Annotated in this window: 15 protein-coding genes and 1 riboswitch; of the genes, 7 read left to right on the top strand and 8 right to left on the bottom strand. The window is 68.7% G+C overall.

All coding sequences use genetic code 11. From position 1 onward, the window contains the following. The first annotated feature begins 37 nt into the window (after positions 1-37). Positions 38-958, top strand: a complete 921-nt coding sequence (locus tag ACFVW6_RS18350) for an NAD-dependent epimerase/dehydratase family protein (protein ID WP_378828994.1) — start codon at positions 38-40, stop codon at positions 956-958. Here the strand turns inward: ACFVW6_RS18350 and ACFVW6_RS18345 are convergent. Beyond that, on the bottom strand, positions 922-1,731 hold the full coding sequence (locus tag ACFVW6_RS18345; protein WP_378828992.1) for a helix-turn-helix domain-containing protein: 810 nt from the start codon (positions 1,729-1,731) through the stop codon (positions 922-924). The genes ACFVW6_RS18350 and ACFVW6_RS18345 overlap by 37 nt on opposite strands. 86 nt (positions 1,732-1,817) lie before the next feature. Between ACFVW6_RS18345 and ACFVW6_RS18340 the strand changes: the two genes are divergently transcribed. After that, positions 1,818-2,198 (top strand): nuclear transport factor 2 family protein, encoded by a 381-nt coding sequence (locus ACFVW6_RS18340; RefSeq protein ID WP_378828990.1) that lies wholly within the window; start codon positions 1,818-1,820, stop codon positions 2,196-2,198. Positions 2,199-2,221: 23 nt separating this feature from the next. On the opposite strand, the gene ACFVW6_RS18335 is transcribed toward ACFVW6_RS18340, so the two are convergent. Next, a complete protein-coding gene (locus ACFVW6_RS18335; RefSeq protein WP_378828988.1) occupies positions 2,222-3,325 on the bottom strand; it encodes a LuxR C-terminal-related transcriptional regulator in 1,104 nt (367 codons plus the stop codon). Positions 3,326-3,477: 152 nt separating this feature from the next. On the opposite strand from ACFVW6_RS18335, the gene ACFVW6_RS18330 reads away from it, so the two are divergent. From ACFVW6_RS18330 to ACFVW6_RS18320, 3 genes are all read left to right on the top strand, one after another. Continuing rightward, positions 3,478-4,929 (top strand): FAD/NAD(P)-binding protein, encoded by a 1,452-nt coding sequence (locus tag ACFVW6_RS18330; protein ID WP_378828986.1) that lies wholly within the window; start codon positions 3,478-3,480, stop codon positions 4,927-4,929. A 139-nt stretch (positions 4,930-5,068) separates the two neighbouring features. Continuing rightward, the gene (locus tag ACFVW6_RS18325; RefSeq protein WP_378828984.1) at positions 5,069-5,467 is read left to right on the top strand and encodes a PPOX class F420-dependent oxidoreductase; all 399 of its coding nucleotides are present in this window, start codon (positions 5,069-5,071) and stop codon (positions 5,465-5,467) included. Between the two features lie 30 nt (positions 5,468-5,497). Beyond that, the gene (locus ACFVW6_RS18320; protein WP_378828982.1) at positions 5,498-6,487 is read left to right on the top strand and encodes a hypothetical protein; all 990 of its coding nucleotides are present in this window, start codon (positions 5,498-5,500) and stop codon (positions 6,485-6,487) included. 10 nt (positions 6,488-6,497) lie between these two features. Here ACFVW6_RS18320 and ACFVW6_RS18315 read toward each other — a convergent pair whose 3' ends face one another. Both ACFVW6_RS18315 and ACFVW6_RS18310 read right to left on the bottom strand, forming a co-directional pair. Further along, complete coding sequence (locus tag ACFVW6_RS18315; RefSeq protein WP_378828980.1) at positions 6,498-6,989, bottom strand: beta-class carbonic anhydrase; 492 nt, start codon at positions 6,987-6,989, stop codon at positions 6,498-6,500. A gap of 228 nt (positions 6,990-7,217) precedes the next feature. Further along, positions 7,218-7,391: a hypothetical protein gene (locus ACFVW6_RS18310; protein ID WP_378828977.1), complete on the bottom strand. Its 174-nt coding sequence runs from the start codon at positions 7,389-7,391 to the stop codon at positions 7,218-7,220. Positions 7,392-7,474: 83 nt separating this feature from the next. On the opposite strand from ACFVW6_RS18310, the gene ACFVW6_RS18305 reads away from it, so the two are divergent. Continuing rightward, positions 7,475-7,957, top strand: coding sequence for a nuclear transport factor 2 family protein (locus tag ACFVW6_RS18305; RefSeq protein ID WP_378828975.1), 483 nt, complete (start codon positions 7,475-7,477; stop codon positions 7,955-7,957). A gap of 21 nt (positions 7,958-7,978) precedes the next feature. On the opposite strand, the gene ACFVW6_RS18300 is transcribed toward ACFVW6_RS18305, so the two are convergent. From ACFVW6_RS18300 to ACFVW6_RS18285, 4 genes are all read right to left on the bottom strand, one after another. After that, complete coding sequence (locus ACFVW6_RS18300) at positions 7,979-8,782, bottom strand: ABC transporter ATP-binding protein (RefSeq protein WP_378828973.1); 804 nt, start codon at positions 8,780-8,782, stop codon at positions 7,979-7,981. Continuing rightward, positions 8,775-9,626, bottom strand: a complete 852-nt coding sequence (locus tag ACFVW6_RS18295) for an ABC transporter permease (protein WP_357346646.1) — start codon at positions 9,624-9,626, stop codon at positions 8,775-8,777. The genes ACFVW6_RS18300 and ACFVW6_RS18295 overlap by 8 nt, the downstream gene beginning before the upstream one ends. Beyond that, a complete protein-coding gene (locus ACFVW6_RS18290; RefSeq protein WP_378828969.1) occupies positions 9,604-10,626 on the bottom strand; it encodes an ABC transporter substrate-binding protein in 1,023 nt (340 codons plus the stop codon). The genes ACFVW6_RS18295 and ACFVW6_RS18290 overlap by 23 nt, the downstream gene beginning before the upstream one ends. Then, positions 10,623-11,330 (bottom strand): TenA family protein, encoded by a 708-nt coding sequence (locus ACFVW6_RS18285; protein ID WP_378828967.1) that lies wholly within the window; start codon positions 11,328-11,330, stop codon positions 10,623-10,625. The genes ACFVW6_RS18290 and ACFVW6_RS18285 overlap by 4 nt, the downstream gene beginning before the upstream one ends. Further along, a riboswitch (TPP riboswitch) is annotated at positions 11,321-11,417 on the bottom strand. Its footprint overlaps the gene before it by 10 nt. 166 nt (positions 11,418-11,583) lie before the next feature. Between ACFVW6_RS18285 and gndA the strand changes: the two genes are divergently transcribed. Continuing rightward, positions 11,584-13,029 (top strand): NADP-dependent phosphogluconate dehydrogenase, encoded by a 1,446-nt coding sequence (gndA, locus tag ACFVW6_RS18280; RefSeq protein ID WP_378828965.1) that lies wholly within the window; start codon positions 11,584-11,586, stop codon positions 13,027-13,029. Positions 13,030-13,037 lie beyond the last annotated feature (8 nt).

Below are 13,037 nucleotides of genomic sequence, written 5' to 3'. Positions count from 1 at the left end.
AGCCGGTCAACAGTCGGCAATCGAAAGGTTTCCTCCCGTGCAGACGATTCTCGGAGCAAACGGACAGATCGGGACCGAGCTCGCGCACGAGCTCCATCGGCGGTTCACCGAGGACATCAGGCTGGTCAGCCGCAACCCCCGGCGGCTGCACGACACCGACGAACTGGTCACGGCGGACCTGATGGACGCCGAGCAGACCGCGGTGGCGGTCGCGGGCAGCGAGATCGTGTACCTGACCGTCGGCCTGCCGCCGGACGCGAAGCTGTGGGCGGATCAGCTCCCGGTGATGATGGCGAACACCATCGCGGCGTGCGAGAAATACGGTGCCAAGCTCGTGTTCTTCGACAACACCTACATGTATCCGATGAACGGCGACCCGCAGACCGAGCAGACGCGATTCGCCCCGGCCGGGAGCAAGGCGCGCACCCGGGCGGCGATGGCGACGATGCTGCTGGACGCCATGGCCGCGGGTCGGGTCGAGGCGGTCATCTGTCGCGCACCGGAGTTCTACGGGCCGGGCAAGACGCAGAGCTTCACCAATGCGTTGGTGTTCGAGCCGATCGCGGTGGGCAAACGGCCACGCATTCCGTTGCGTGACGACACGCTGCGGACTCTGATCTGGACGCCGGACGCCAGCCGCGCCATGGCCCTGATCGGCAACACGCCGTCGGCGTACGGGCAGACCTGGCATCTGCCGTGCGACGACGATCGGGTGACGTACCGGGGACTGATCGAGCTGGCCTCCGCGTCATGGGGTCGCGACATCGATTACTCGGTGATGAAGCGGCCCGCGTTCTTCGTCGCTCGCCTGTTCAATCAGGGCGTGCGCGAATTGTGGGAACTGCTGCCGCGCTACGAGGCGAACAATCTCTTCGTCTCGGACAAGTTCAAACGGGCGTTTCCCGAGTTCCCTGTGACGACCTACGCCGAGGGGGTGGCCGCCATCAAGGCGGATTGAGTCGAGAGTGCCCGGCGGCGGAGATACTCGGCGGTCTGGGAATCGGCGGGGAAATAGGACTCGACGGCGATCTCCGCGAGGGTGATGTCGAAGGCGGCACCGAAGGTCGTGATCGTGTTGAAGAAGGACAGTTCGGTGTCGCTGTGCACCAGCCGGATCGGCAGGGCGACATCGGCGGGGTCGACCGGGCTGTCGTCGGCGGGAGCGAACGCGCGGAGTTCGGTGTGCAGCGCGACGAGACCGGGATCGCCGCTCTTTTCAGCCTGCCGGGCCAGCCGGGGGAGCAGGTAGGCGCTGACCTGGGCGTGGTTGGTCAGACGTGCCCCGAACCCGTCGGGGTGGAGACCGAGGCGCATCATGTTCACCGGCGGGGTCAGGAGCTCGGGTGACGCGCCGTCGAAGAAGATCTCGGCCGCGTCGTTGGCGAACAGCAGATTCCACCGCGCGTCCACGGCGACGGCGGGGTACGGCGCGTGGCAGGCGACGACCCGGCGGACCGCCGCTGTCGCCGCCGCGAGATCCGGGTCGTCGAGGGTGCGCTGCGGATGGATCGGCAGCGCACGGGCCGCCAGGTGCAGCTGATTGCGTTCGCGCAGTGGAATATTCAGATTGTCGGCGAGTCGCTCGATCATGGCGGTGCTGGGCACCGTCCGGCCGGTCTCGACAAAGCTGATGTGCCGGGTGGAGATGCCCGACTGCGCGGAGAGCGCGAGTTGGCTGAGCCCACTTCGCATCCGCCACGCACGGAGGAGCTCACCGACCGGACTGTTCATCACCCGAGTATCGCGGCCGGAACTGCGCCGCACCATTACCCGGCTGGTAATCGCCTCCGCGACGACGCGGGTGCCACAGTGCCACCATGACATCAGACACTGTGGCGCACCGTAACCGGGAACTGATCGTGCACGGGTTGGCGGAGTTCACCCGAGGAAATATCGGCGTCCTGCGTGAGCTCCTGCACGAAAACTTCGTCGAGCACAGCCCCGGCAATCCCTCCGGGCGCGACGCCTTCCTCGCGTTCATCGCGACCGCGCCGGTCGCACGCACACGCCTCGACATCAAACGCGTCATCGCCGATGACGACTACGCGGTCGTGCACTATCACATGATCGACGCGGGCGGCGGCCGCGGATCGGCCGTCATCGATGTCTGGCGGCTGGTGGACGGCCGGATCACCGAACACTGGGATGTGGTGCAGCCGGTCCCCGAACCGGCGAGCACCCCGCACGGCATGTTCTGAGGACCGCCGGCGGGACAAGCGTGCTAGCTCGCGACATCGAGGACGCGGACCGTGGCCGCGAGCGGCGCGCGGTGTTCGGTGAAGAGCCGGGCGACCAGCTCGCCTCGGCTGGTGACACCGACCTTGTCGAAGATCGACTTCAGATGGTCGCGCACGGTGTGCGGGGACAGGAACAATCGCGTGGCGATCTCTGCGGTGGGCAGACCGTGCGCGACGAGTTCGGTGACCTGGAGTTCTCGCGGCGTGAGCTCGTAGGCTGCCACGATCAGCTCGGCCACCTCCGCGGGCTCGGCCTGCTCGATCACCAGGGCGGTGGTGCCCGAACGGCCTTCGGCGTCGCGCAGGCAGGTGGCGTGGCACACCAGCCAGCGGCCCGCGGTGGTGCGCACCCGGATCCGCGACGCCACGCCGGTGAGCCGGGCGCGGCCAGCTGTGCTGAGGATCCAGACGGGCAGCGGCAGATCGATGCCGAGCGGGGTCTCGGTGCTGGGGCCGGGCGGCATCTCGGCCAGCAGCGCGCGGGCCTCGTCGTTGAGGGACAGCAGTTCCCCGCCCGCACCGAACAGCAGTAGCCCGGGGGCGGCGGCGAGCGCGGACGGCGGTGTCGCGCGGGGCCGGGCGAAGGCGCGCAAGCGCTGGGCCATCGGCGCGCAGATCGCGTGGACCCCGGCGATGTCCTCGGCCCGGAATGGTGGCCTGCCCCGCTCGCGGAACAGGCTCAGCTGTCCCCACGGCTGCCCGCCGATCCGGAACACCGCGCGCAACTCGTCGTCGAACCCGCGCGGGCGCATGAAGCCGCGGTACAGCGAACTCGAGGCGGGCCGGTCGCCGGTCACCTCGCGCAGCCCGGCGACCGGGACCTTCGCCAGTGCCAGGTCGCGGAACAGATTCACGTGTTCGGCGAAGAACTCCGACTCCCAATAGATTCCGCAGCCGCCCTCGTGCAGGTTCTCCACCCGCGCCGGTGCCGTGGTGAGCCCGTTGACCGGGTCGGTGGCCACCCACACCGCGGCGTCGAAGGGCGTGAAGCGCCGCAGGCGGGCTGAGGTGTCGGCGAACAGCGCGTGCGCGTCGGGCGCGGTGGCGATGCCTGCGAGTAGTGCGTCGAGTGCGGTCGTCGCGGTCATAGGTGTCATCTTCGACGGCCGGTCGAGCGTCGGCCACCCCACAACTGAGGGGGTGCCCACGGCGCCCGGTGCGAACCCCTCGATCGCGGGATGTTCCGTGCCGCGCGACTTCGCGACGCTGGTTCCGGCACACACGAAAACGAAGGAGCCCCATGCACATCGGAATCATCGGAGCGGGCGCGGCCGCCGTCGCACTGCTCGACGCGCTGGCCGATGCCGACCACCACCCGAGTGGCGTCACCGTCTTCGACGGCGCGCCCGCGCTCTGGCGTGGCCGCCCGTACCAGCCCGACCTCGACACCGTGCGGGTGAACGCGCCGCCGCCGATCATGTCGGTGCGGGCGGGCGACGCCGGGCACTACCAGCGCTGGCTGGCCGATCGCGACGTCACCGACTATCTCGACGAGCGGCTGGGGCAACCGCTCGTGCCGCGCGCTGTCTACGGCGAGTACCTGGAAGACACTGCACGCGAGGCGATCTCGCGGCTGGGTCGGGTCGGCTGTCGGGTCCGCGTGGTGCGCTCGACGGTCACCGGATTCTCCCGCGACGGCCAGGCGGTCCTGCACACCGCCGGCGGCGATCGTGTCCCGGTGGACCGGGCCGTCCTGGCGGTCGGCAGCGGCCGCCCACGCGACCACTACGGGCTCACCGGTGCACCCGGCTATGTCGACGAGCCCTATCCGCTCGCCCGGACCGTGACCGGACTGCCCGCGGACCATCATGTCGCCGTCATCGGCAGCGGTCTGACCGCGGTGGATGTCGCCGTCACGCTGGCGGCCAACGGGCACACCGGCCCGATCACCCTGGTTTCCCGCAGCGGGCAACTCCCGTTCGTGCAGCAGCGTCCGGTCCGGCTGGACCCCGTCCACATGACCCCGGCGGCGGTGCGCGCACTGGCCGCCGAGCACGGCGAACTCTCCTTCGCCCAGCTGGTTTCGCTCCTGCGCGCCGAACTCGCCGCACTGGGACAGGATTTCGAGACCCTGGCCACCGAGATCCGCGACGCCGAGGATCCGGTGACGCGCCTGCGCCGCCAGCTCGACGCGGTCGATTCGCCGCATCACGGGCGGCGTCTGCTGGCGATGGTCATCCGCACTGTCGGCCCCCTCGCGTGGCCAATGCTGGCGGACGGGGACCGAGCGATGCTGCGTACCGAGCACTTCCGCACCATCAACAGCCTGAGCTCGCCCATGGTGCCGCACAACGCCCGCATCGTGCTGCGGCTGCTGGATTCCGGCAGGCTGCGGCTGCGGGCGGGTGTCAGCAAGATCGAGGCGCGGCCCGGCGGCGGGTTCACCGTGCACGACGGCCGGAGCTGGTCCGCGGACACCGTGGTCAACGCGGTCAACCCGCCCGCCTACACGACGCCCCCGGACACCGAGTCGCTGATCGGCGCGCTGCTCACGGCGGGTGCGGCCGAGCCACACCCGTCGGGCGGCCTCCGGGTGGAGCCGGTGACCCGGCGTTCGGTGGTCGGCGGGACGCCGGATCGCAACTGGCATGTGCTCGGCAATCTCGCGGCCGATTCCCTGTTCATCGCCACCAACCCGCCCGGTCTCGCGGCCGAGGCGGCCGGACTGGCCGGAGGGTTGTTCGACGCGTGAAGAATGGGCGGGGAACCCCACGCTCCGCCGATGTGGATGCCGCTTACTTTCGTGGGTAATGTATCGCCTGCGACTGCGACAGTGTCCGAAAGGCAAGGGAGATTTCGATGATCGAGACCACGACGTTCGGTGCGATGTCGTGACGGCGAGCGCATCGGCGTGGGAGACGGTCGGCGCGTCGACCTACGTGTCGTTCACGAGCTACCGCAAGGACGGCACCCCGGTCTCCCTTCCGGTCTGGATCGCCCCCGCCGACGGCAAGCTCTACTTCCTGTCGGGGGTCGACGCGTACAAGGTCAAGCGGATCCGCCGCAATCCGGAGGTCACGGTGCAGCCGTGCAACCTGCGGGGCACGATCGATCCCGGCTCGCCCGTCGTCGCGGGCACCGCACGGGTGCTCGAGGCCGAGGACACGTCACGAGTCCGCAAGATCATGAACCGCAAGTACTGGCTCCTCGGCCCGTTGAGCGAGTTCGGGACCTGGATCACCCGCCGACAGAGCGCCTCGATCGGGATCGAGATCTCACCGCGCGGCTGATCCCGGCTGCGTGGGCGTAGTCGACTACGCGTGACAGGCGTGAGTTCGCGGGCGCAGGCTGGTCGAGAGCACAACATCATCTTTGGAGGTGCGCTCATGACATCGACCACGACACCGGCTCCCCGCACCGACTATGGCTCGCCGCAGATCCGTTATTCGCCGGGTTTCCCCGCCGAGCACCGTCGTTTCGTCGAGAAGTCGATCGACAGCATGATCGAACATTCGTCCGCGGAGACCGCGCGCAGGCGCGCCGACGCCGCCGAGCGGAACGCGATCACCCAGGCGCTCTACGCGCCCCTGATCCGTCTGGCACGACAGGATCCCGATACGGCGGACACGCTGCGAAAAGCGGACGATACTCCGGTACCGTTCGACGAGGACCTGGTACACCCGCGCGACACCGCACCGCACGGGATCCACCCGGACGCGACGGCAACGCTCGACATCCGGGCAGGCACCGAGATCTTCGCGATCCCGTACCACTTCGAATGGGCATGGCACGACCCGGCGGGCGGCAGGCCGTTCAAGCTCGTGGTCGATCGCGACAACGGACGTGTGGCCATCGACGGCCGCGCGGGGCCGAAGATCGGCGGCGCCGAGGAGTTCGTGTACGCGCGGGCCGGGTACGGTGTCACGCTGCACACCGATCACGAGGTGGCCGTGACGGGCCGCTCGTACCGGACCACCGACGACCACTACTCCGTCGGCTGCGGACTCGGCGGCTCCGCCATCGCCGAGGGCGGCACCGATCTCACGGTGTTCGAGAACGGCAACTTCGTCACCTCCGCCGTCGACAAGCGCTGGCGCAAGCGGGTCAGCCAGAACGAGACCGACGTCTACAGCAGCAACGGATTCGGCCCCGGCGCCACCATCGAGGTGTCCTGGACGATGCGTCCGGGAAACACGTACACGTTCAATGTCGGGGCGTTCGTCTATGCCTACCGGGACGACGGCCTCGGGAACACCTGGAGTCAATCCAGCATTGTCGCGAACATCATTTTCATGAGCATCTTCAGATAGCGGCAGCGGGTCAGTCGAGCACTTCGTTCAATTTCCCCGTCGCGACGTCGAAGACGAAGCCGCGCAGGGAGGTGGTGCGCGTGATGAAGGGGCTGCGGTCGATACGGCGCAGCGAATTGCGGACGTCCTCGTCGAGATCGCCGAAGGCCTCGGCGGACCAGGTCGGCTTGATGCCGATCTCGTCCTGGATGGCGCGTTTGAAATCGTCGTCGGTGAAGGTGAGCATGCCGCAGTCGGTGTGGTGGATCAGGATGATCTCCGTGGTGCCGAGCAGCCGCTGGCTGATGGCCAGCGAGCGGATCTCGTCGTCGGTGACCACGCCGCCGGCATTGCGGATGACGTGGGCTTCCCCGTCCTGCAGGCCCAGGATGCGGTAGACGTCGAGGCGGGCGTCCATGCACGCCACCACGGCGACGTGCTTACTGGGCGGCAGGGGCAGCGGGCCGCTGAACTGCGCCGCGTAGGCGGCGTTGTTGGTGAGGTATTCGTCTGTGACGGTCATGGCGGCGTCCTCCGGTCGATGGGTGGCGACATACGAATCTCCGCATCCATCGTTCGTGCCGGCCGGGACGGCGGCCAGAGATTCGCGCACACCGAGGAGAAGGGTCGTTCGCGCCGGTGCGACAGAGTAGGAGCGCGCGGTTCGCGCTCACTCGATCCGCCGGTCAGTCCGTCGTGATATCGCGTCGGGACGGCCATATCGTCCACTGCGCGACGACGTTCCCGATCTTCACCGGCAGCATCGCGGAGTAGGTCTCGCGCTCATCGGCAGATTCGGATTCCACAGCGCGGCGAACTGCCCGGCGATGGCGTCGAGCGACGGGTCCGCGTCCCGGAGGTAGAGGTCGGCGACGGTCGCGTCGCGGACCGAGCGGTCGGCGAGCTCGAGGGAGGCGGTGCCCACGGTCAGCAGACCGGCGAGAACGAGGCCGGCCGAACCTCGGCCGAACGCCCGCTCAAACCTAGAACGCGTTCTAGAATCCGGCCATGGACCTTGTCGCGATCGAGGAGATCAAGCGTCTCAAGCACCGCTACTTCCGCACGCTCGACCTCAAGCTGTGGGACGAGTTCGCGGACTGCCTCGCCACGGACATCTCCGCGCGCTACGGCACCCAGGCCATGGCCGAGCCGCTGCACTTCGACTCCCGGGCCGACGTCGTGGCGTACATGAGCGGGAACCTCGGACCCGCGATCGTCACAGTCCACATCGCCAACCATCCCGAGATCGACGTCGACGGCGATACCGCGACGGGCTCCTGGGCGTTCGAGGACACGGTGCTCGTCCCGGGCGCGAAAGTGCAGATCCGTGGTGGCGGATACTATTCCGACACCTATCGGCGCGACTCGGACGGGGTGTGGCGGATCGCCTCGACCCGATACGAGCGCATCTACGAGGCGTTGACCTCGCTGGCGGATCTCCCGAGCTTCAAGCTGCTGGCCAACCGCTGGGATCCTTCGCTCGAGCACTGACCCGCTCGGCGTCGGTTCGAGCTAGCGCTGGTCGGTGAACGCCCGGCGTGACTCCTCGTGCAGGATCGTCAGGAGTTCCTCCTCCAGCGCGACGAATTCGGGGGCGGTGATCGTGGACAAGCCGCGCGGCCGCGGCAGGTCGACGCGGACTTCGTGACGCACGGTGGCCGGGCGCGCCGACAGGACGATCACCCGGTCGGACAGGTACACCGCCTCACGGACATCGTGGGTGATCATCAGGACCATCCAGCGGTAGCGCTGCCAGACCTCCTGCAACCACGACTGCATCTCGGTGCGGGTCAGGGAATCGAGCGCGCCGAAGGGTTCGTCGAGCAGCAGCAGTTCGCGATCCTGGACCACGGTCCGCAGCAGCGCCGCCCGCTGGCGCATCCCGCCCGACAGCTGGAACGGGCGGGCGTCCTCGAAACCGGACAGGCCGAAGACGGGGAACAGCTCGCGGGCACGGCGCCGCGCCTCTGCTGTCGGGACACCCTGGACGCGCAAGCCGAGGATGGTGTTGTCGAGGACGGTGCGCCAGGGGAACAGCAGGTCCTTTTGCGGCATGTAGGCGCAGTGCGACGCGGTGTCCTCGCCGTCGGCGGCGCGGAAGCCGACACTGCCGGAGTCGGGGGACTCCAGTCCGGCCAGCATGTTGAACACCGTGCTCTTGCCACACCCGCTCGGCCCGATGACCGAGACGAACTCGCCCGAGCGCACCGTGAACGACACCCCGCCCAGTACCTCGAGATCCGGGCTGCGCCGACCCTGCGGAAACGACTTGGTGAGATGGTCGACGACGATCCGGTCGTCCCCGGCGTCAGTCACGTCGGCTCCTGTTCTGCGCGCGTGCCCACGGTGCGACGAGGCGTTCGATCGCGAACGTCGACAGGTAGAGCGTGATGCTCAGCAGCGCCGTGACCAGCACCGCCGCCAGGACCAGGTCGGTGCGGAACGAATTCTTCTGCAGGCTCATGTAGATGCCGAGACCGGCGCTCGCACCGACATACTCGGCGAACACCGCGCCGACGACCGCGTAGGTGATCGCGATCCGCAGCGCCGTGAAGAACCGCGGCAGCGCGGACGGCAGCCGCACATAGCGGAACTCCTGCAGCCGCGAGGCGCCCATGCTGCGCAGCAGCGCGCCCGCCTCACGGTCGGCCGCGGCGAATCCCTCGATCAGGCCGATGGCCATGGGGAAGAAGGTGACCAGCGCGACCACCAGGATCTTCGGCAGCAGGCCGAAGCCGAACCAGATGATCATCAGCGGTGCGATCGCGACGATCGGCACGGTCTGCGACGCGACGAACAGCGGCACCAGCGCGCGCCGCAGCCAGGGCGAGAAGTCCACGATCACCGCCAGCACCCAGGCCAGCGTCAGCGACACCGCGAACCCGACCAGCGTCACCTGCAGGGTGGCGGCCGCGTGGGTGGCGATCTCGTCGCGGTGTGCCCACCCCTGCTGGACGACCCGCAGGGGAGAGGGCAGCACCTGCGGACGGACACCGCTGCTCGTGACGTAGACCTGCCAGAGCGCGACCAAGACCACCACCGTCACCAACGACGGCACCGCCCACCGGATTCCGGCCCAGCGAGCCGTGCCGCCGTCACCACCGGCGGGGACCGGCGGCGGCACGGCTACGGACCGCTCACGGGGTGGCGAGGTACTCATTGGTGAAGTAGGTCGACCAGTCGGGTTCGGTGGTCAGCGGCTTTCCGTCGGGTCCGGTCAGCAGGCCGCCCCGGTACAGGAAGCCGGAATTCGCCGTCCACTGCTCCACCGTCTGGGTGCCGACCTTGCCCGCGGCGTTCTTCATGAACTGCTCGGCCAGCATGCGCTGGCTCTCGAAGACCAGCTTCTCGTCGGTGAACGCACCCGGATTGGCGTCGATGAGATCCTGGGCCGCCGCGTCCGGGTTGTCCGCGGCGAACTGGTAGCCGCGCTGCAGCGCCTGCACGAATTTCGCGGCGCGGTCCGGGTTCTGGGCCAGCCAGCCCTCGTTGGCGTCGACCACGATCGCGTAGGCGTCCGGGAAACCGAAGTCGGTGTAACGGAAGTAGCGCATCGGGGTGCCGTGGTGTTCGGCCTCGATCCCTTCCCACGCCAGATACGAGACGGTGAAGTCGGCCTTGCCGGAGTAGACCGCTTCGTAGGCCGACGAACCCAGCATCACCGAGGTGAAATCGCCGGTGCCACCGTCGTTGCGGATGACCTGCTGGAGCGCTTCCTTCTCGCCCGGATCGCCGAAACCGGCGTAGGTCTTGCCGTCGAGATTCTTCGGGCTCGCGAGGTCGGCGCGATCGGCGCGCACGCCGATGCCCGTCGCCCAGTGCTGCAGCGGGGCGAGGACCGACTTCACCCGTGCGCCCGACGCGCGGGCGAAGGTCGACGAGTTGTGCGTGCTGATCCCGAATTCCGCGTTGCCCGCGTCGATCACCGTGTCGACGGAGGTGTTGTTGTACGGCAGGACCTGCACATCCAGGCCGGCGTCGGTGAAGTAGCCGCGCTGCAACGCGACATAGAGCCCGACGTGGTTGGTGTTCGGCGTCCAGTCCAGCGCGAACCGGATGGTGTTGTCCGAGCTGCCACCCGAACCGCAGGCGGTGAGCAGCGACAGGGTCGCGACGGTGGTGGCCAGGACCGCGAGCGCGCGGCGCAGACGCCCGGTCATGCGGCGGGCCAGGGCTGCGGATGCAGGGCGGTGTCCCAGAACAGCAATTCGTAGCGCGTCGCGACGACGAACGCCTGCTCCATCGCCGCCCGCTCCTGTTCGCTCGCCGACTCGGCGGCGGCGTCGACCAGTGCGCGCGCCGTGGCCGCGGACTGCTGGAACTCCGCCGCGCCGTAGGTGGTGACCCACTGGGCGTACGGGTGCGCGGGGTCCGCGGCGATCACCTTCGCGGCGCTCTCGGCCAGGTCGCGTCCCACTTCGGCGTAGATCCAGAAGCAGGGCAGTGCCGCCGCCGCGGCGACGGCGTAGGACTCGGTCGCGGCGGCCGCGATCAGGTAGGAGACGTAGGCCAGGCAGGTCTGCGAAGGCTCCGGTTCACCCTGGCGCGGGGGCAGCACGCCACCGGTGAGCAGCTGTTCGTGCATGGCCGATTCGACGGCGGCGGCGTTCGCGGACGAGGTCGCCCAGAAGGCCGCGGTCTGCGGGTCCGGCGACTTGGCCGCGAGCAGCGCCAGCGCCTTCGAGTACCCGGTGAGGTACAGCGAATCCTGCTCGATGTAGGTGCGGAACACCTCGAGCGGCAAGGTGCCCTCGCCGAGGTGGCGCAGGAACTCCAGCTCATCGATCGCCGTGCGCAGGACCTTGGTCCGGTCCCAGAGGTGATCGGTGAACAAGTCGGTATTCGTGGTGTGGGCGCGCAACACCGTGACATCCCTTCGTCAGCATTACCTGAACAGGTTCAGCGGGTCTGTTCTCAGCCTCGCGGTCGCGAGGCACCCCGTGTCGGAACTCGATCGAGACTAGCAGCGACCTCCGACACGCGGGCCGTGCCGGGTTCCGCCCGGAGCCCCGGTCACGGTGGTAGGTGTTCGGCGGCGGACCGGCACCCGGTAACTTCGCTGCCAAGAAGTCCGTCTTCCCGCGCCCATCGAACCGCCGAACGAAGAGAGCTGATCAATGTCGACCTCGACCGCGCGTGCACACATCGGTGTGACCGGCCTGGCCGTGATGGGCAGCAATATTGCCCGCAACTTCGCCAAGCACGGCTACACCGTGGCACTGCACAACCGTTCCGTGGCAAAGACCGACGCGCTGCTGGCCGAGCACGGCGGTGACGGCGATTTCGTCCGCACCGAGACCGTCGAGGAGTTCGTCGCGGCGCTGGAGAAGCCGCGGCGCGTGCTGATCATGGTCAAGGCAGGCGACGCGACCGACACCGTCATCGAGGAACTGGCTGCCGCGATGGAGCCGGGCGACATCATCATCGACGGCGGCAACGCCCTCTACACCGACACCATCCGGCGCGAGGCCGCCCTGCGCGAGCGTGGCCTGAACTTCGTCGGCGCCGGTATCTCCGGTGGCGAGGAGGGCGCGCTCAACGGCCCCGCGATCATGCCCGGCGGGCCCAAGGAGTCCTACGAGTCGCTCGGCCCGTTGCTGGAGTCGATCGCGGCGCAGGTCGACGGCACCCCGTGCTGCACCCACATCGGCCCCGACGGTTCCGGCCACTTCGTCAAGATGGTGCACAACGGCATCGAGTACGCCGACATGCAGCTGATCGGCGAGGCCTACCACCTGTTCCGGGACGCGCTCGGTTTCGACGCCAAGCAGATCGCGGACGTGTTCACGCAGTGGAACTCCGGCGACCTGGAGAGCTACCTGGTGGAGATCACCGCCGAGGTGCTCGCGCAGGTCGACGCGAAGACCGGCAGGCCGCTGGTCGACGTCATCGTCGACGCGGCCGAGCAGAAGGGCACCGGCCGCTGGACGGTCAAGTCCGCGCTGGATCTCGGTGTGCCGGTGACCGGCATCGCGGAGGCCGTCTTCGCCAGGGCGCTGTCGGGTTCCCGTGCGCAGCGCAAGGCCGCGGTGGGTCTCGCCGCGGGCACGCTCGCCGCCAAGCCGACCGATGTCGAGCAGTTCACCGAGGACATCCGGCAGGCGCTCTACGCGTCCAAGGTCGTCGCCTACGCACAGGGCTTCGACCAGATCGCCGCGGGTAGCGCCGAATACGGCTGGGATCTGCGCCCGGGCGACATGGCGACGATCTGGCGCGGTGGCTGCATCATCCGGGCCCGGTTCCTGAACCGGATCAAGGAAGCCTACGAGCAGGACCCCGCGCTGCCGAGCCTGATCCTGGCCCCGTATTTCCGCGAGGCGATCGAGACGGCGATCGACAGCTGGCGGCGCGTGGTGTCCACCGCCACCCTGCTCGGCATCCCGGTCCCGGCGTTCGCGTCCTCGCTGTCCTACTACGACGCGCTGCGCGCCGAGCGGCTGCCCGCCGCCCTGACCCAGGGCCAGCGCGACTTCTTCGGCGCGCACACCTACGAGCGCGTCGACGCCGAGGGCAAGTTCCACACCCTGTGGAGCGGTGACCGCAGCGAAGTCACCGCGGGCTGATCTCCGCG

This window comes from Nocardia sp. NPDC058244 (assembly GCF_042882065.1).
Lineage (GTDB): Bacteria > Actinomycetota > Actinomycetes > Mycobacteriales > Mycobacteriaceae > Nocardia.
This window is presented reverse-complemented; position numbering and strand designations above follow the sequence as displayed.